Raw genomic sequence first — 16011 nt, 5'->3', positions numbered from 1 at the left:
GATGCGCCGCCATCTCGGCCGCGCCTACAAGACCGGACGGCTGGCTTCAGGCAGCATCGAGCCCCGTATCGGCGTGCAATTGCCCGACGGCACCGTGATCGCGGGCCATGTCGATGGCGCCCCGCGGCCGTTGTTCTCTGGCGCGCCCTGGCTGATGGCACTGATGAGCGCCTTCATCTGCGTCACCGTGCTCGGCCTGTGGGCGGCGCGCGCGCTGACGAGGCCGCTGTCGTCCTTCGCCGCGGCGGCGGAGAATTTCAGCCTCGAGGGCGCCGCCGAGCCGCTGCCCGAGCGCGGCCCGAAGGAGATCCGCGCGGTGGCGCGCGCGCTCAACCGCATGCACGAGCGGATCGTGCGGCTGATGTCGGATCGCACGCGGATGCTGGCGGCGATCAGCCACGATTTGCGCACGCCGATCACGCGGCTGCGCCTGCGCGCCGAGTTTATCGAGGACGAAGCCAACCGCAAGCGCATGCTAATGGATCTCGACCAGATGCGCGCGATGCTGGAATCGGTGCTGTCGCTCTTGCGCGACGACCGCAAGGTCGAGGCGGTGACGCTGGTCGACATCGCCAGCACGCTGCAGCTCGTCGCCGATCAGTTCGGCGACATGGGCCATGTCGTGCACTATGTCGGGCCGACGTCCGCGACCGCCGCCGCGCGGCCCGACGATCTGCATCGCGGCGTCACCAACCTGGTCGAGAACGCGGTGCGCTTCGGCGCCGAGGTGACGATCCGCCTCGACGTCTCGGACGCCATGCTCGTCATCGACGTCGAGGACGACGGCCCCGGCATTTCGGATGCGCGCAAGCAGGAGATGTTGGAGCCGTTCGCGCGCGGCGACGACGCGCGCACCATGGACTACTCCACCGGCTTCGGGCTCGGCCTGTCGATCGCGCGCGCAATCGCGCTCGGCCACGGCGGCGAGCTGTCGCTGCATGACCGCGCCCCGCGCGGCCTGATCGTGCGGATGCGATTGCCGGTCTCGCAGGCGCCGCGCCTTGCCGCCTGATCAAGCCGCGAGCGGCGGGTGCTCGATCGCCTCGTGCGGGAAGATCGCCACCGCCTCGAAGCGGTAATTGCAGGCGTGGCAGGTCCAGAGATAGGAGACGCGCCCTTCGCCCGGCTCGATCCAGTCAGGGAACGGGATCGGTGTGCCACATTGTGCACAAGGGTTCTGCTTGGGAATGTCGTCGATGTCTGCAGGGGTCATGGACGTCTCCCGAGTGCTGGCTTTGACTAGCGATTGTTGGGCGAATGCGCGAAATGGACAGACCCGCTGTCGCGTAAGGCGCTCCACCAGCTCCGAGCTTAACCCAGGTTTAAGTCGCAAAAGCGACGAGCCGGCGAAAATCGCCGTTGGTGACATTTCGCCACATCATCGCCGTGTTCCCACGGCCTAACGCGCTGGGGCGCGGGTCCGTTCTGCCGAGGAATATTTCGATGAAAATCTTACGAATTGTCGCGCTGCTCGCGGCTGGATTGACGTTGCCGCAGGCAGCTTTCGCCGGGCAAGCCGAATATGCCGAGATGGTGGCCGCCCATGCCCGCGCCAATGGCGTGCCGGAAGCACTGGTGCATCGTGTCATCATGCGTGAGAGCCGCTATCAGCCGCATGTGGTCGGCCGTGGCGGTACCATCGGGCTGATGCAGATCAAGCTCGCGACCGCCCGCGGGGTCGGCTACACCGGTGATGCCGCCGGCCTGCGCGATCCCAACACCAACCTCACCTACGCCGTGAAGTACCTCGCCGGTGCCTACCGCGCCGCCAATGGCGATCACGCGCGAGCCGTGCGTTATTTCGCGGGCGGCTATTACTATGCTGCAAAGCGCCAGCGGCAGGAGGCCGTCCAGGTCGCCCATGCGGGCGAGACCATGGGCCAAGGCACTATGGGCCAGCCCTGGCTCGAGCCGAACGGCAATCCGCAGCCGATGTTCGGCGCGCCGACGCACAGGAAGCTCGCCCAGCGCGTCCGTAACGCGCGGGCGCAGGTTCCCGCTCATTGATCTCCGTTATGGCCGGGCTTGACCCGGCCATCCACGTCTTGCATCTGCGCCAAGAACGTGGATGCCCGGGCCTTCGCCTCGCCGAAGCGGCTTTGGCCGCGCAGGCGGGACAAGCCCGGGCATGACGACTGTTACCGCGTTGACCACCCCATCCTGCTGGCATACATTACCACCGTTCCGAGGGGTGCTCCGAGGAGGAGCTGAGATACCGCTAAATGGGCAATACCGCCCAGGACCGCGGTGACCCTTTGAACCTGATCCGGGTCATGCCGGCGAAGGGACAGGGATGTTGCAGACCATCAAGCGACCGGATTCACCGGTATCCATCATCGGCGCAGGCATCGCGGGCGCCTGGCAGGCGTTGCTGTTCGCGCAGGCCGGTCATGCCGTCACCTTGCACGAGCGCGGTGACGAGGCGATGACGGATGCCACCAGCCATTGGGCCGGCGGCATGCTCGCGCCCTATTGCGAGGCCGAAGTCGCCGAGCCCATCATCAGCCGCTTGGGGCTGCGCTCGCTCGATCTCTGGCGGCGCGAGCTGCCCGACACGCCGTTCAACGGCTCGCTGGTCGTCGCCCACCCGCGCGAGCGCAACGATTTCGAGCGGTTTGCGCGCATGACCGAGCATCACCGCCGGCTCGATGCCGCCGGCCTAGCCGCGCTCGAGCCGTCGCTGGAGGGCCGCTTCCGCGACGCGCTGTTCTTCCCCGCCGAGGGCCATGTCGAGCCGCGCCGCGTGCTGCCGCAGCTGCACGAGCGCATCAAGGCTGCCGGCGGCACCATCAAGTTCTGCAGCGACGTCACCGCGAACGAGCTAGACGGCATCGTCATCGACTGCCGCGGCCTTGGTGCCCGCGACGAGCAGAGCGAGCTTCGCGGCGTCAAGGGCGAGATGATCCTGATCGAGACGGACGAGGTGCAGCTGGCGCGCCCGGTGCGGCTGATCCATCCGCGTTGGCCGCTCTACGTGATCCCGCGTGAGAACGGCCTGTTCATGCTGGGCGCGACCTCGATCGAGGCCGAAGACACCGGCGTCAGCGTGCGCTCCGCGCTGGAGCTCTTGGGCGCGGCCTATACGGTGCACCCGGCGTTCGGCGAAGCCCGCATCGTCGAATTCGGTTCGGGGCTTCGTCCCGCCTTTCCCGACAATTTGCCGCGCATCGGCATTCGCGATCGCAAGATCAGCGTCAACGGCCTCTACCGCCACGGCTTCCTGATCGCGCCTGCGCTCGCCGAGCTGACGCTCGCCTATGTCGAGCGCGGCCAGATCGACAACGAGGTAATGCAATGCTCCTGATCGTCAACGGCGAGCCGCGCGAGGTGAACGCGGCCAGCGTCGATGCGCTGCTCGCCGAGCTCGACTACGAAGGCAGCCATTTCGCCATCGCGCTGAATTACGACGTCGTGCCGAAAAGCCGCTGGGCCGAGACGCGCCTGAAAGCCGGCGACGAGATCGAGATCATCACGCCGCGGCAGGGAGGGTGAGCGGAATGCCGAATATCTCATCCTCGTCATTGCGAGGAGCGAAGCGACGAAGCAATCCAGTCTGCCGCCGCGGTGACGGACTGGATTGCTTCGCTTCGCTCGCAATGACGACGAAGCTGACACCCCCGCCCGCAACATCAAAGATACTCCCGGAAACACCGACATGGTGACCTTCTACGGCAAAACCTTCGCCTCCCGCCTGCTGATCGGCAGCGCGCTCTATCCCTCGCCTGCGATCATGCAGGGCGCGATCCGCGCCTCCGGCGCCAACATCGTCACGGTCTCGCTGCGGCGCGAATCCGCCGGCGGCAAGACCGGCGATGCGTTCTGGAAGCTGATCCGCGAGCTCGACGTCACCGTGCTGCCGAACACCGCGGGATGCCGCACCGTGCGCGAGGCGGTGACGACGGCCAAGCTCGCCCGCGAATTGTTCGGCACAAGCTGGATCAAGCTCGAGGTCATCGCCGACAACGACACGCTGCAGCCCGACGTCGTCGGCCTGGTCGAAGCCGCCGGCATCTTGATCAAGGACGGTTTTGAAGTCTTCCCCTATTGCACCGAGGACCTCTCGGTCGCGAGCCGCCTGGTCGAAACGGGGTGCAAGGTGGTGATGCCGTGGGCCGCGCCGATTGGCAGCGCGAAGGGCATCACCAACCGCGATGCGCTAAAACTGTTGCGCGAGCGGCTGCCCGACATCACGCTGGTGGTCGACGCCGGCTTAGGGGCGCCCTCCCACGCTGCGCAGGCGTTCGAGCTCGGCTATGACGCCGTGCTGCTCAACACCGCCATCGCCAAAGCCGCCGATCCCGTCGCGATGGCGAACGCCTTCCGCCTCGGCTGCGAGGCCGGCCGCACCGCTTACGAGGCCGGGCTGATGAACGCCCGCGACTTCGCCTCGCCCTCCACCCCTGTCGTTGGGACCCCGTTCTGGCATGCCGTATCCTGATCGCTTCTATCCCGTGGTTGATAGCTTGGCCTGGGTCGAACGCCTGACCAAGCTCGGCGTCGGCACCATCCAGCTGCGCGCCAAAGAGCTGAACGATGCCGACGCGCTGCAGATCGTCACCGACGCGCTCGCCATCACCAAGGACACGCAGGCCAAGCTGGTGGTGAACGATTATTGGCGCGCGGCGATCGTTGCGGGTGCACAATACCTGCATCTCGGCCAGGACGATCTTGCAGACGCAGATCTCGGCGCTATCCGCGAGGCCGGCCTCAAGCTCGGCATCTCCACCCATGACGATTCCGAGCTTGAAACCGCACTGGCGGCGAAGCCCGATTACGTCGCGCTCGGCCCGATCTTCTTCACCACGCTCAAATCGATGCGCTTCGAGCCGCAAGGCATTCCGAAAATCACCGAATGGAAAAAGCGCATCGGCACCATCCCGCTGGTCGCGATCGGCGGCATCAAGTTCGAGCACGCCGCCGAGATCTTTGCCGCAGGCGCGGATTCCATTGCTGTTGTCTCCGACGTCACCCAAAACCCCGACCCCGATGCCCGCGTGCGGCAATGGCTCGACGGTTCGAAGGAGGCGGCGTGATGATCGCCCCGCTCCCTCCACTCGTCATTGCGAGGAGCCCTTGCGACGAAGCAATCCAGACTGCTTCCGCGGATGCATTTCTGGATTGCTTCGCTGCGCTCGCAATGACGGAGCAAGAATTCACCAGCGTCGTCTCGGCGCCAATGCAAACGAATTAACCGGAGGATCCCATGAACATCCGCTCCAACCCCGACAAAACCGTCCCCGCCGTCACCACCGGCCCCCTGCCCTCCTCGCGAAAGATCTTCGCGACCCCCGACGCCGCGCCTGACATCCGCGTGCCCTTGCGCGAGATCATCCTGTCCGAAGGCGCGGGCGAACCGAACCTGCCGGTCTACGACACCTCGGGCCCCTACACCGATCCCTCCGTCACCATCGACGTCAACGCCGGCTTGGCGCGCAACCGCAAGCAATGGGTGCTGGAGCGCGGCGGCGTCGAGGAATATGAGGGCCGCCAGATCAAGCCGGAGGACAATGGCAGCGTCTCCACCGACAAGGCTGCGCGCGCCTTCTCGGCCTATCACAAGCCGCTGCGCGGCCTCGACGGCCACAAGGTGACGCAGCTCGAATTCGCCCGCGCCGGCATCATCACCAAGGAGATGATCTACGTCGCGGAGCGCGAAAACCTCGGGCGCAAGCAGCAACTCGAGCGCGCCGAAGCCGCGCTCGCCGACGGCGAGAGTTTTGGCGCCTCGGTGCCCGCCTTCATCACCCCGGAGTTCGTCCGCGACGAGATCGCGCGCGGCCGCGCCATCATCCCCTCCAACATCAACCACTCAGAACTCGAGCCGATGATCATCGGCCGCAACTTCCTGACCAAGATCAACGCCAATATCGGCAACTCGGCGGTGACCTCCTCGGTCGAGGAGGAGGTCGAGAAGATGGTGTGGGCGATCCGCTGGGGCGCCGACACCGTGATGGACCTCTCGACGGGCCGCAACATCCACACCACGCGCGAATGGATCCTGCGCAACTCGCCGGTGCCGATCGGCACCGTGCCGATCTACCAGGCGCTGGAGAAGTGCAACGGCGATCCCGTCAAGCTGACCTGGGAGCTCTACAAGGACACCTTGATCGAGCAGTGCGAGCAGGGCGTCGACTATTTCACAATCCACGCCGGCGTGCGCCTGCAATACATCCACCTCACCGCCAGCCGCGTCACCGGCATCGTCTCCCGCGGCGGCTCGATCATGGCGAAGTGGTGCCTCGCTCATCACAAGGAGAGCTTCCTGTACACCCATTTCGACGAGATCTGCGACCTCATGCGCAAGTATGACGTCTCGTTCTCGCTCGGCGACGGCCTGCGTCCGGGCTCGATCGCCGACGCCAACGACCGCGCGCAGTTTGCCGAACTCGAAACCCTCGGCGAGCTGACGAAAATCGCGTGGGACAAGGGCTGCCAGGTCATGATCGAAGGCCCCGGCCACGTGCCGATGCACAAGATCAAGATCAACATGGACAAGCAACTCAAGGAATGCGGCGAGGCGCCGTTCTACACGCTTGGACCGCTGACCACCGACATCGCGCCGGGCTACGACCACATCACCTCGGGCATCGGCGCCGCCATGATCGGCTGGTTCGGCTGCGCCATGCTCTGCTACGTCACGCCGAAGGAGCATCTCGGCCTGCCCGATCGCAACGACGTCAAGACCGGCGTCATCACCTACAAGATCGCCGCCCACGCCGCCGACCTCGCCAAGGGCCACCCCGCCGCGCAACTGCGCGACGACGCCCTCTCCCGCGCGCGGTTCGAATTCCGCTGGACCGACCAGTTCAACCTCGGCCTCGACCCTGACACCGCGAAAAGCTTCCACGACGAGACCCTGCCGAAGGAAGCCCACAAGGTCGCCCATTTCTGCTCGATGTGCGGCCCGAAGTTCTGCTCGATGAAGATCACGCAGGACGTGCGCGACTACGCGGCGACGCTGAACGATCCGAACTCGGTTGGAATGTCGATGAGCGGGACTGCCGAGGACGGGATGGCGAAGATGAGCGCGAAGTTCAAGGAGATGGGGAGCAGCGTTTATCTGGATGCGGAGAAGGTGAAGGAGAGCAATCGGGTGTTGTGAGGCAAGCCATCGGATAGCAATTCACGTCATACTCCACAAAGAGGGCCCGGCGAGAGCCCGGCCCTCTTTGATATTGAGAACTTCGGTTTACAAACAGGCTGGTCAGAGTAAACTATATTTCAATCTAAAGTTTGATCCAGCGGCGACGTTCGCCTAAAGCGCTAGAAATCGCCATGACAAAGTTTGCTGACGGACGCCCGGATTTTCGCGATTGGGTAGATCAACACCCCGATCCTGGTTGGCCTCCGATGCCGCTTACTCACATCACAAAGGCGCTATTGGCGGCCGACATCGCGAAATCTGGTCACATTGCCCCATCCCCTTGTGACGTCTTCAACAAGCCGCTGACGTATTTTTTTTACGGTCGACCTGCGTATCGAGTCAGCGGAGATGGAGCGATAAAGCTAGAGGCGGCTTGTCCATGCTGCTTCATCTTCAATGCAAAGCTGATCGAAAAGGCTGATGCAATTTTCGCCTTTGATACCGGTGCCTTTTCAAAGCGACTATACAAACACATGCTCACCGACGAGATGAACGTCGAGGACTTCAATCTTGGGACCGACGTTTCACGGCCAAACAAGTTAATAATGAGAACTTTCGGCTCACGTATCGCCTACTTCCAAGGCGATGTGTACGCGATATCGGACCCAACGACGACAACCAAGTCTTACGACTTTCACGCGAGATCATACTTAAATCTTCTGACCTCTCCAGGTCGAAATGAACCCGATGACCGGATATGTTCGATAGAGATTATTCTAGCCGAACAGATATCCCTGAAGGACACTCTATTTGCCATCATCGTTCCCCATACGCTTTGGGATGATGGGGCGCCTTGGTTGAAGAAGCTTCAAGACGAGGGAGCAATCGTAAAGCCCTATTGCTTTGTTCCGGGTCGTCATCCTGATTACTATCAAGCGCAACTTGAAGCAGCTGCGAAAGAACTCTACGAGAAATGGAGCGTCATTTGAAAAGAGGCGAAAAACCTCAACTTCAAAGAGTCATCGGTTGCCATTCCTTCGGACAGGAAGCGGTTGGATTCGCACTCCCAATTTTCTCTCGTTCTACTCAAACGATCGCGCCGCTCATTCAGGTGATCGACGAAATTTCTGGGCAGATTACAGGGTTCCGCGTACTGGAAGGACCCAAATTGCAGTTCTTATTGGCTCGAGGCCCCTCCGCAGCATTAGGCGACGAACAGATCTATGCATTCATAGCTGCTCCGGGAAAATTTCATTTTGGAACGCTTGATACCTTACGCACAAGACTGGAGCACTTCGCCGAAGCAAATGCCTCTCGCGCTGGACTCGTGCTTCAAATTCGAGAATTGATCGGAAGCCCCCAGGAGAAGAAGAGCGCCAGAATCCGGATGCGGAGAATTTTGCTCGATGAACAGGGAAGTGAAGCCGCCAAGAGCTTTTACGAGGGGTCAGTTCTGCGTTCGGTGCTTTGGAGATGTCTGGTTTCTGGCGCGACGGACCGTGAGATGGCAACTCGCATTTTGAACTCAAGAGGTCGGCTCTCAGCTGAAATCAAAACCGACGGCAGCATTGCAATCGATATTTCGGCGCTTAGCAGCGAAGATCAAGCTGCGATAGACCGGAAAGTCCTTTCTGAGAAGATCTTGCTGGAATTCGACCCACAGCCGACAGGGACAATCCGCGCAAGGGACGATTATCGGCTGAATTTTGAACAAGATGCAAAAAATCTTCTGGATCAACTAGCTCGAATCCGGCGCCAGGAAGAGCGCATGGCCGTGTTGATGTCGACGATACTGGACAATCCGCTCGTGGGGAAGGCTGCGCTCGTCGAATACGGACGCGACCGCGCAAAATTCGCTGACTGGACAGTCAAAGAACTACGCAAGATCTTTATGGATACTAATTGGCCATCTGATGAGCGTGTAATCGCCACGCTAGTTCCAAAGCTCTTTACTAAACAATATCCGCTAGCAAGAGGCGACCTGTTGCTCTACTTGGCTAGACATCTCGCGAAGTGGCCTGTCGTAAAATCAGCCATACAAAAGTGCCTAGAGAGAACCAACTCCATGCTCGTTGATCTTCAACGGGCAGAAATTGAAAAGGCGCTGTCGAAGGGGGAGCCTAGAGACACTAGTGTTAGGCCCATTCTCTGATATGGTTCTGACGTGGTTCAGAGCGGACTGCCCCATAGTCTTCGCTGGTCGAATTGATCACCCTCCACCGCCTCCCCGACCAACTCCGCCCCAACCTCCGCCTCGTCTTCGTCGGCACCGCCGCCTCGACCCGCTTGGCCGAGCTCGGACATTACTACGCCCATCCCGGCAACCGCTTCTGGCGCGCGATCCATGAGGCCGGGATCACGCCGCGGCGCTATCAGCCGAGCGAGTTCGCGAGCCTGATCGAGCTCGGGATCGGCTTCACCGATCTCTGCAAGACGGGCGCCGGGATGGATCACCAGATCGCGGCGGAGGCGATCGATGTGGCAGGGTTCAGGGCGAAGATGGACAAGTACCGGCCGCGGACGATTGCGTTCACAAGCAAGAAGGCGGCGAGCCTGTATTACGGCAGGCCGTCAGCTGCGGTTGCGTTGGGGCGGCAGCCGTCGGATGGAAGCTGGCCGGAGACATTCGTGCTGCCCTCGCCCTCGGGTGCTGCGTCCGGGCATTGGACGCTGGGGCCATGGCGCGAGCTTGCGGCGTGGATCGCTCCGTAGGGTGGGTTAGACGTGCGGATGCGCGAAGCGCAATTCGCTCGTCGTAACCCACCACTTCTGTCGCCGCGGACGCAGACGTGGTGGGTTACGCCTTGCCCCGTCCCGTGGGGATGGACCGCGTATGGAAACGGCTAACCCACCCTACAAGACGAGTGTCGGAATCCGTCTCCACCAATCGTCCTCCGGACCAAGCGCGACGCACATGGAGCCCCCCATGCCCACCATCACCGCCTTCGAATCCTCGCCCGACCGCGGCCGCGGGCAGGCGCGCGACATGCGTGTCCGCTGGGCGCTGGAAGAGGTCGGGCAGCCCTACGACGTTCGCCTCCTCTCATTCGTCGCGATGAAGCAGCCCGCGCATCGCTCGCTGCATCCGTTCGGGCAGATTCCGACCTATGAGGACGGCGATCTCACGCTGTTCGAGTCAGGCGCGATCGTGCTCTACATCGCCGAACGCCATGATGGCTTGCTGGCGAAGGATGCCAATGCGCGCGCCCGCGCGATTGCATGGATGTTTGCCGCGCTGAGCACGGTGGAGCCGCCGATCGTCGAGCTCTCCATGGCGATGCTGTTGGAGCGCGACAGGAGCTGGCACGCCGAGCGCCTGCCCGGCTTGCAGGAGCGTGTGCGCATCAGGCTCGGCGAATTGTCCGGCCACATCAGTAATGCCGACTGGCTCGATGGCGCCTTCAGCGCCGGCGATCTCATGATGGTGACGGTGCTGCGGCGGCTGAATACGTCAGGCCTGCTCGACGAGTATCCCGACATCGCCGCCTACGTTGCCCGCGGCGAAACACGGCCGGCGTTCAGGCGGGCGTTCGAGGCGCAGCTGGCGGTGTTCAACGCCGCGGCGCGCTCGTAGGTGGATTGGTCGCTTCAGCTCAGCTCGGCCAGCTCGCGCGCGAGGTTGGCACGGGCCTGGCGGTCAAAGCTCGCGGCGAAGACCGGATCGGGAAAGATGACCTCGCGTGCCGCGAAACGGCGCAGCACGCGGGCGCGGCCGGCCCGATAGTCGTCCTCGGCGACATGGCTGAACTCCCGGCGGATCGCGGCGGCATAGGCGTCGTAGCGGGCGGGATCGGCGCCGAGAATGCTGAGGTCGATCGAGATCAGGATCGCGCCGAGACGATCGCCCGGGGGAACGTCGTGCGTTTTGGTCAGCCGGATCAGGCGGCCGACCTCCTGGCGAAGCTCGGCGCGGACGTGCTGCTCGGCGAGCTCCGCGCTGCGCTCCTCGTTGTCGGTCCGCGTCGGATCGTAGACCGCATCGTGCCACCAGATCGCTTCCGAGAGCGTCTCGCGCTCGGCGGCCGAAAGACCCTCGGCGAGCGCGAGCGCCGCCAGGCAATCCTCGATATGCGCGAGATTGTGATAGTGGCGGCCGGGCGCCGCATAGGCGGCGACCAATTCGTCGCGGGTCATGGGCGAAGTCTCACGTCGTCGATCTTGTCCTTGTTGATGGCCATCGTCATCTCCCGGACCAGAGGATCGCGGTCATCCTATTGCGCAAAAGGCAATTCGCAAATGGCGCTCTGACGTAGCCCGGATGAGCGCAAGCGATATCCGGGGACCCCATTCCCGCATGTCGCTGCGCTCATGCGGGCCACGAGGATTGCATCCGTTTCCACTCCCTAGCATGCTGGCCTCCGTCACCCCGGAGGAGCCCGCCCATGCTGACCCTCTACTCCTACCCAGAACTCTTCGGCGTCGCCGACAACAACGGCTACGGCCTCAAGGTCTATGCGTTTCTCAAGCTCGCGGGCGTGCCGTTCGTGCATGAGCACGTCTTCGATGCCTCGGCCGCGCCGCGCGGGCAGCTGCCTTACATCGTCGACGACAGCGAGATCATCGGCGACAGCGAGACCATCATCGCGCACGCGACTAAGAAATACCGCCTCACGATCGACGCCGGCTTGTCATCGGAACAGCGCCGCACCGACCATCTCGTCACGCGCATGCTGGACGATCTCTACTGGGTGATGTCCTATTCGCGCTGGAAGGACGAGCGCTTCTATCCGGCGTTCCGCGACGCCTTCATCGCGCAGCATCCGCAGATCGACCCTACCGGCTTCGAGAAGGCCAAGGCCTACAACGCGCAGCGCTATCACTTCCAGGGCATCGGTCGCTACACGCCCGAGCAGGCCTACGCGCGGGGGCTCGCTGACTTGCAGGTGCTGGCGGACATCGCGCCGGCGCAAGGCTTCGTACACGGCGCGGCGCCGACGAGCGTTGATGCCGGCATCTACGGCTTCATCGCCAACATCTATTACTTTCCGATCCCGACGCCGCTGAAGGCCTTCGTCGATGCGCACGCTAACCTCGTCGCACATTGCGAGCGGGTGCATGCGAGGGTCGAGAAATCGTAGGGTGGGTTAGCTTCGGGCGGCGCGAAGCGCTGTCCGAAGCGTAACCCACGTCTTCTCTTTCCAAGGCGGCAGAAATGGTGGGTTACGCCCTGCGGATTCGCTTCGCGCATCCGCAGGGCTAACCCACCCTACTCCACCCTTCTACCGCATCGTGATCGCAAGCCCGCTCAAATCCGCATTCGCCATGAGGCCGACCTGCGTGCCCGACAGCTCCAGCACTGCGCCCTTCTGGTTGGTCAGCACGATGGCGCGGGCGCCGGAGCCGACGGCGATGCCGGCACCGGCGGCGCCGTAGACGCCGGCAACGTCGGAGGGACGGTTGATGTTGGAGACGCGGCCGCGCAGCACGGTCTTGGATCCCCCGAACACCAGGCCGTAGTCGAGGCCGCCGGTGGAGAGCCCGTACGAGCGGCCGCGGAAGTTGAGCACGCCCGAGCCGCCCGAGCCGCCGATGATCCAGCCCGCCTTGTAGATCGTCAGCGTCACGAAGCCGCTGTCGGCCTGCGCGGTCGTCGAGAGGCCAGCCAGGGCGACGATGGCGACGCACGCGGCGCGGAGGGTGGATGCGAGCTTCATGGGGGTCTCCGGGGGCTGTTTTTTAAAGGAGGGTTCGAATCAGACGGAGCGAATGTACCTGATCGATCGGGGCGGCAACATGATCGGCGGGCGTTTCCGCAAGCAAGGCGGCGGCGAGACTCGCGGAAGGTCCTCATGCTCCGTCATTGCGAGCCAACGGGTCCGCGCGAAGCGCGGCCCGATGACAGGCTCCGCGAAGCAATCCAGAATCGCTCCGCGGCGGCAGTCTGGATTGCTTCGTCGCAAGGGCTCCTCGCAATGACGGGTGAATGGCCTGCTCTCTCGCCACGCGCAGGCCGCACGCGGGGAGAGGCGAAGACCACCATCGCCATCGTGCCATAATGCCCCTGTTTTGCCCGACGGAGCAACCGAATGCTTCGGGTTTGGCGAATTCTGGAAAACATCAATGATTTCCGTGCGGCGCCTACTGTGCATGGGGTTGTTTTCGCACTTTTGTTTTGAGCATCCCCGCGCCAGCCGCTACGCTCCTGCGTCCGCCCCCGTCCTGAGGTGATCCCATGCCGATCCAGCATTTCGCGCCCCCGCCGCATGTCAAGGCGCCGCCGCTGTCCTTTGCGACGCGGGTTGGCGACCTCCTGTTCGTCTCCGGCATTCCCGGCTTCGATGTATCAGGCGCGTTGCCTGATGGCTTCGAGGCGCAGTTCGCCAATGTCGTCGTCAACATCAAGCGCGTGCTGGGCGAGGCCGGCGCCGGCATGCATGATCTCGTCAAGGTCAACGTGCTCCTGACCCGCGCCTCGGACGTCGCCGCGATGAACGCGCTCTATGCCGGCGCCTTCGGCCCGCCGCCGTACCCGGCGCGCACGACTTGCGTGGTGCAGGCGCTGCCCGATCCGAAGATGCTGATCGAGATCGAGGCGGTCGCTTCGCTGGCCAAGTAGGAGCCTAGTCAGCTGCGTGTGACCTATCGGGCACGCGTCCAAACCAAATGCGTTGGGCACAGCTGACATGTCCGTGAATGGCGGCCCCCCGGCTTGCAAAGGACCTGCTTTTACCGCACGAATTTTTTCGGTCCCATGTCCCACCACCCATGTCCCACCAGGAGATACTTCATGCGTCGCCTTCTCGCGCTCAGTGCCGTTGCCGGCATCGCTAGTTCCGTGTTCGCCGTGCCCGCCTCCGCGAAGGTCGGCTATTACGTGATCCGCTGGGACAACACCGGCATCTGCCAGGTCTGGAACGAGGACCTGCAGTACAAGCCGTTCCAGTTCGGGGTCTCTACCTACAAGGTCGTCAGCAAGCCGTTCCCGACCTTCCAGCAGGCCTCGGACTTGCAGATCAAGATGCGCGCCGAGCGGAAGTGCACGCTCTGAGCCGGACGCGAGAGTAGCGCTTGAAGGGCGGGTCGCGCGGGCGATCCGCCCTTTTGCTTTGCGTGGCCTGAAGCGTTTCCCCGGCCGCCATCAGACCTGTCCCGCGCACATTCTTTGAACCTCGGCGGCGGGTGGAACTACTCACATCTTGTCCGGGGCGCATGCCAAGCGCGTCCCGCACCACCCCTCCCCGTCATTGTCGGGAGGCGCATCACATCATTCATTTGAGGAGCTGATCATGCGTCGTATTTCCATGCTGTGCGCTGCCGCCGGTCTTGCCGTCACCGCGTTCGTCGCCGCGAGCCCGGCCGAAGCCAGCTATCATCTGATCCGCTGGCAGGACACCGGCTTCTGCCAGATCTGGGACGAGAGCATCCCGACCACGCCGTGGCCGGCCGGCTATCACCGCGCCAGCGCCAGCGTGCCGACCTTCGTCGATGCACTCATGGTCAAGGACGCCGCGCTCAAGAGCGGCAGCTGCAAGTGGTAAGGTAATCGATCGGCGGACGAAGAACCGGGCAAGGACGCGGGCGTCCTTGCCCGGTTTGCTTTTCGAGGCCTGAAACGCTCACGCGTCCTTGTGCGCGCCGGGATGGATCAGGATGTCGCGCGCGGCGGCGAGGTCGATGAAGGCTTCGGCACTGCCGCCCTGGTCGGGATGCAGGCCCTTGGCGGCGCGGCGATAGGCCTGGTTGATGTCCTCGCAGGTGAGTTGCACCGCGAGCGGCAGGCCGAGCATCTTGCGGGCGCGATCCTCGCTGGAAAGCTTCTTCGGCGCGACGTTGCGGCGGCCGAAGCGCGGCGCGGTCAGATCGTGCACGACCTCGAGCACCACACTGATACGGCGCTGGGCCGCCAGCGTCACGCTGTGATCGTCATTGTCGACGGCCTGGCGCAGCACCGGCAGCGCCTGCTCGGCAGCCTGGCGCAGCGTGACGTCGCTGCTCATCCGCGCGATCTCGGCCACCAGCCGGCCGGCCTCGGCCCAGTCAGGCGCTTGCGCCGACCGCAGCCGCTCCAGAGCGAGTTTCCAGGTTTCGAGCCGTTCCATCATGCGCGCAACGTTTAGCAATCAGGATCAGTATGCCAAGGCCGCCGTTTCCGACCCCTTAATTTCGCGTTAGCGTTTCGTGAAACTTCGAAACGAAAACGGGAGGAAACTGCCATGGCGCTGCTCGCAAACCACATCGCTGTCGTTACCGGCGCCGGTTCCGGAATCGGCCGGGCGATCGCCACCGGCTATGCGCGGGAGGGCGCGCAGGTCGTGCTGCTCGACGTCAACGCCGAGACGGTGGCGGAGGCGGCGCAGGAGATCCGGCAAGCGGGCGGCAAGGCCGAGAGCTTTGCGCTCGACGTTGTCAGGCGCGAGGATTGCTTTGCGCTCGCGAAGCAGGTCGCGGACAAAATCGGGCAGGTCTCGATCCTCGTCAACAATGCCGGCATCACCCGCCGCAACGCCTTCACCGCGGAGACCGAGACGGTGGCGAAGGACTGGAACGACATCATCTCGCTCAACCTCAACGGCGTCTTCAACGTGACGCAGGCGTTCCTCGCGCCCTTGCGCGCCAGCAAAGGCCGCATCGTCAACATCGGCTCGATCCAGTCCTTCGTGCATCTGCGAACGCCGAGCTCGGCGGCCTACACCACCTCGAAACACGGCGTGCTCGGCTTCACCAAGGCGCTCGCGGTCGAGCTCGGCAAGGAAGGCGTGCGCGTCAACGCGATCGGCCCCGGCTTCATCGAGACCAACATCAACGCCAACGTGCGCGCGACCAATCCGGCGCTGGTGCAGGCTTTCATCGATCACACCCCGCTGGCGCGCACCGGCAAGCCCGAGGACATCGTCGGTCCCGCGGTGTTCCTCGCCTCCGACCTGTCGGCCTATGTCACCGGAACCATCGTGATGGTGGACGGCGGCTATCGCACGGTGTGAGGGATG

At 63.5% G+C, this 16011-nt stretch carries 20 protein-coding genes, 1 pseudogene and 1 riboswitch; of the genes and pseudogenes, 16 read left to right on the top strand and 5 right to left on the bottom strand.

The window, feature by feature from the left end:
• Positions 1 to 46: 46 nt before the first annotated feature.
• Positions 47 to 301, bottom strand: a pseudogene (locus I6F33_RS38615) (hypothetical protein); the annotation flags it as partial.
• Here I6F33_RS38615 and I6F33_RS38610 point away from each other — a divergent pair.
• Positions 188 to 1012 (top strand): ATP-binding protein, encoded by an 825-nt coding sequence (locus I6F33_RS38610; protein ID WP_369418035.1) that lies wholly within the window; start codon positions 188 to 190, stop codon positions 1010 to 1012. The pseudogene I6F33_RS38615 and the gene I6F33_RS38610 sit on opposite strands and share 114 nt — an antisense overlap.
• On the opposite strand, the gene I6F33_RS10285 is transcribed toward I6F33_RS38610, so the two are convergent.
• Positions 1013 to 1213, bottom strand: coding sequence for a hypothetical protein (locus tag I6F33_RS10285; RefSeq protein ID WP_036013259.1), 201 nt, complete (start codon positions 1211 to 1213; stop codon positions 1013 to 1015).
• Positions 1214 to 1443: 230 nt separating this feature from the next.
• Between I6F33_RS10285 and I6F33_RS10280 the strand changes: the two genes are divergently transcribed.
• The 10 genes from I6F33_RS10280 to I6F33_RS10235 all read left to right on the top strand — a co-directional run bounded on the left by I6F33_RS10280 (position 1444) and on the right by I6F33_RS10235 (position 10658).
• A complete protein-coding gene (locus I6F33_RS10280) occupies positions 1444 to 2007 on the top strand; it encodes a lytic transglycosylase domain-containing protein (RefSeq protein ID WP_225142306.1) in 564 nt (187 codons plus the stop codon).
• 170 nt (positions 2008 to 2177) lie between these two features.
• Positions 2178 to 2306, top strand: a riboswitch (TPP riboswitch).
• Positions 2294 to 3304 (top strand): FAD-dependent oxidoreductase, encoded by a 1011-nt coding sequence (locus tag I6F33_RS10275; RefSeq protein ID WP_225142304.1) that lies wholly within the window; start codon positions 2294 to 2296, stop codon positions 3302 to 3304. (Overlaps the previous riboswitch by 13 nt.)
• Positions 3295 to 3492, top strand: a complete 198-nt coding sequence (gene thiS / locus I6F33_RS10270) for a sulfur carrier protein ThiS (RefSeq protein ID WP_225142303.1) — start codon at positions 3295 to 3297, stop codon at positions 3490 to 3492. The genes I6F33_RS10275 and thiS overlap by 10 nt, the downstream gene beginning before the upstream one ends.
• A gap of 163 nt (positions 3493 to 3655) precedes the next feature.
• Positions 3656 to 4438: a thiazole synthase gene (locus I6F33_RS10265; RefSeq protein ID WP_036028480.1), complete on the top strand. Its 783-nt coding sequence runs from the start codon at positions 3656 to 3658 to the stop codon at positions 4436 to 4438.
• Positions 4425 to 5033, top strand: a complete 609-nt coding sequence (locus I6F33_RS10260) for a thiamine phosphate synthase (RefSeq protein ID WP_225142301.1) — start codon at positions 4425 to 4427, stop codon at positions 5031 to 5033. Before I6F33_RS10265 ends, I6F33_RS10260 begins: the two co-directional genes overlap by 14 nt.
• Before the next feature lie 170 nt (positions 5034 to 5203).
• Positions 5204 to 7102: a phosphomethylpyrimidine synthase ThiC gene (thiC, locus tag I6F33_RS10255; RefSeq protein ID WP_225142299.1), complete on the top strand. Its 1899-nt coding sequence runs from the start codon at positions 5204 to 5206 to the stop codon at positions 7100 to 7102.
• A gap of 173 nt (positions 7103 to 7275) precedes the next feature.
• A complete protein-coding gene (locus I6F33_RS10250) occupies positions 7276 to 8073 on the top strand; it encodes a hypothetical protein (protein ID WP_225142297.1) in 798 nt (265 codons plus the stop codon).
• Complete coding sequence (locus I6F33_RS10245) at positions 8058 to 9236, top strand: hypothetical protein (RefSeq protein ID WP_225142296.1); 1179 nt, start codon at positions 8058 to 8060, stop codon at positions 9234 to 9236. Before I6F33_RS10250 ends, I6F33_RS10245 begins: the two co-directional genes overlap by 16 nt.
• Positions 9237 to 9289: 53 nt before the next feature.
• Entirely contained in the window at positions 9290 to 9796 is a 507-nt protein-coding gene (locus tag I6F33_RS10240) for a mismatch-specific DNA-glycosylase (RefSeq protein ID WP_225142294.1), read from the top strand.
• Between the two features lie 214 nt (positions 9797 to 10010).
• Entirely contained in the window at positions 10011 to 10658 is a 648-nt protein-coding gene (locus tag I6F33_RS10235) for a glutathione S-transferase family protein (RefSeq protein WP_225142292.1), read from the top strand.
• Positions 10659 to 10672: 14 nt separating this feature from the next.
• Here the strand turns inward: I6F33_RS10235 and I6F33_RS10230 are convergent, their stop codons facing one another.
• The gene (locus I6F33_RS10230; RefSeq protein ID WP_225142290.1) at positions 10673 to 11218 is read right to left on the bottom strand and encodes a phosphohydrolase; all 546 of its coding nucleotides are present in this window, start codon (positions 11216 to 11218) and stop codon (positions 10673 to 10675) included.
• Between the two features lie 248 nt (positions 11219 to 11466).
• Here I6F33_RS10230 and I6F33_RS10225 point away from each other — a divergent pair, with 248 nt between their 5' ends.
• Positions 11467 to 12162 (top strand): glutathione S-transferase family protein, encoded by a 696-nt coding sequence (locus I6F33_RS10225; RefSeq protein ID WP_225142288.1) that lies wholly within the window; start codon positions 11467 to 11469, stop codon positions 12160 to 12162.
• 141 nt (positions 12163 to 12303) lie between these two features.
• On the opposite strand, the gene I6F33_RS10220 is transcribed toward I6F33_RS10225, so the two are convergent.
• Positions 12304 to 12738, bottom strand: a complete 435-nt coding sequence (locus tag I6F33_RS10220) for a hypothetical protein (protein WP_036013234.1) — start codon at positions 12736 to 12738, stop codon at positions 12304 to 12306.
• Positions 12739 to 13256: 518 nt separating this feature from the next.
• Between I6F33_RS10220 and I6F33_RS10215 the strand changes: the two genes are divergently transcribed.
• From I6F33_RS10215 to I6F33_RS10205, 3 genes are all read left to right on the top strand, one after another.
• Positions 13257 to 13640 carry a RidA family protein gene (locus tag I6F33_RS10215; RefSeq protein ID WP_036013230.1) on the top strand — a complete coding sequence of 128 codons (384 nt, stop codon included), beginning with the start codon at positions 13257 to 13259 and terminating at the stop codon, positions 13638 to 13640.
• Between the two features lie 171 nt (positions 13641 to 13811).
• Positions 13812 to 14072 (top strand): hypothetical protein, encoded by a 261-nt coding sequence (locus I6F33_RS10210; protein ID WP_057026969.1) that lies wholly within the window; start codon positions 13812 to 13814, stop codon positions 14070 to 14072.
• 238 nt (positions 14073 to 14310) lie between these two features.
• Positions 14311 to 14562: a hypothetical protein gene (locus tag I6F33_RS10205; protein ID WP_036013225.1), complete on the top strand. Its 252-nt coding sequence runs from the start codon at positions 14311 to 14313 to the stop codon at positions 14560 to 14562.
• Between the two features lie 78 nt (positions 14563 to 14640).
• On the opposite strand, the gene I6F33_RS10200 is transcribed toward I6F33_RS10205, so the two are convergent.
• Entirely contained in the window at positions 14641 to 15126 is a 486-nt protein-coding gene (locus I6F33_RS10200) for a J domain-containing protein (protein ID WP_225142286.1), read from the bottom strand.
• Between the two features lie 111 nt (positions 15127 to 15237).
• On the opposite strand from I6F33_RS10200, the gene I6F33_RS10195 reads away from it, so the two are divergent.
• Complete coding sequence (locus I6F33_RS10195; RefSeq protein ID WP_225134543.1) at positions 15238 to 16005, top strand: SDR family NAD(P)-dependent oxidoreductase; 768 nt, start codon at positions 15238 to 15240, stop codon at positions 16003 to 16005.
• Positions 16006 to 16011 lie beyond the last annotated feature (6 nt).

This window comes from Bradyrhizobium sp. BRP20 (genome assembly GCF_020194215.1).
GTDB lineage: Bacteria > Pseudomonadota > Alphaproteobacteria > Rhizobiales > Xanthobacteraceae > Bradyrhizobium > Bradyrhizobium yuanmingense.
Note: the sequence above shows the minus strand (reverse complement) of the source record. Positions and strands in the feature narration are given on the sequence as shown.

Excerpts from the sequence above, each read along its gene's own strand:
- I6F33_RS10200 (WP_225142286.1), bottom strand. The coding sequence starts at position 15,126 with ATGATGGAACGGCTCGAAACCTGGAAACTCGCTCTGGAGCGGCTGCGG.
- I6F33_RS10265 (WP_036028480.1), top strand. The coding sequence starts at position 3,656 with ATGGTGACCTTCTACGGCAAAACCTTCGCCTCCCGCCTGCTGATCGGC.
- I6F33_RS10275 (WP_225142304.1), top strand. The coding sequence starts at position 2,294 with ATGTTGCAGACCATCAAGCGACCGGATTCACCGGTATCCATCATCGGC.
- I6F33_RS10245 (WP_225142296.1), top strand. The coding sequence starts at position 8,058 with ATGGAGCGTCATTTGAAAAGAGGCGAAAAACCTCAACTTCAAAGAGTC.
- I6F33_RS10230 (WP_225142290.1), bottom strand. The coding sequence starts at position 11,218 with ATGACCCGCGACGAATTGGTCGCCGCCTATGCGGCGCCCGGCCGCCAC.
- I6F33_RS10280 (WP_225142306.1), top strand. The coding sequence starts at position 1,444 with ATGAAAATCTTACGAATTGTCGCGCTGCTCGCGGCTGGATTGACGTTG.
- I6F33_RS10220 (WP_036013234.1), bottom strand. The coding sequence starts at position 12,738 with ATGAAGCTCGCATCCACCCTCCGCGCCGCGTGCGTCGCCATCGTCGCC.
- I6F33_RS10260 (WP_225142301.1), top strand. The coding sequence starts at position 4,425 with ATGCCGTATCCTGATCGCTTCTATCCCGTGGTTGATAGCTTGGCCTGG.
- I6F33_RS10235 (WP_225142292.1), top strand. The coding sequence starts at position 10,011 with ATGCCCACCATCACCGCCTTCGAATCCTCGCCCGACCGCGGCCGCGGG.
- I6F33_RS10215 (WP_036013230.1), top strand. The coding sequence starts at position 13,257 with ATGCCGATCCAGCATTTCGCGCCCCCGCCGCATGTCAAGGCGCCGCCG.
- thiS (WP_225142303.1), top strand. The coding sequence starts at position 3,295 with ATGCTCCTGATCGTCAACGGCGAGCCGCGCGAGGTGAACGCGGCCAGC.
- I6F33_RS10205 (WP_036013225.1), top strand. The coding sequence starts at position 14,311 with ATGCGTCGTATTTCCATGCTGTGCGCTGCCGCCGGTCTTGCCGTCACC.
- thiC (WP_225142299.1), top strand. The coding sequence starts at position 5,204 with ATGAACATCCGCTCCAACCCCGACAAAACCGTCCCCGCCGTCACCACC.
- I6F33_RS10195 (WP_225134543.1), top strand. The coding sequence starts at position 15,238 with ATGGCGCTGCTCGCAAACCACATCGCTGTCGTTACCGGCGCCGGTTCC.
- I6F33_RS10285 (WP_036013259.1), bottom strand. The coding sequence starts at position 1,213 with ATGACCCCTGCAGACATCGACGACATTCCCAAGCAGAACCCTTGTGCA.
- I6F33_RS10210 (WP_057026969.1), top strand. The coding sequence starts at position 13,812 with ATGCGTCGCCTTCTCGCGCTCAGTGCCGTTGCCGGCATCGCTAGTTCC.
- I6F33_RS10225 (WP_225142288.1), top strand. The coding sequence starts at position 11,467 with ATGCTGACCCTCTACTCCTACCCAGAACTCTTCGGCGTCGCCGACAAC.
- I6F33_RS10250 (WP_225142297.1), top strand. The coding sequence starts at position 7,276 with ATGACAAAGTTTGCTGACGGACGCCCGGATTTTCGCGATTGGGTAGAT.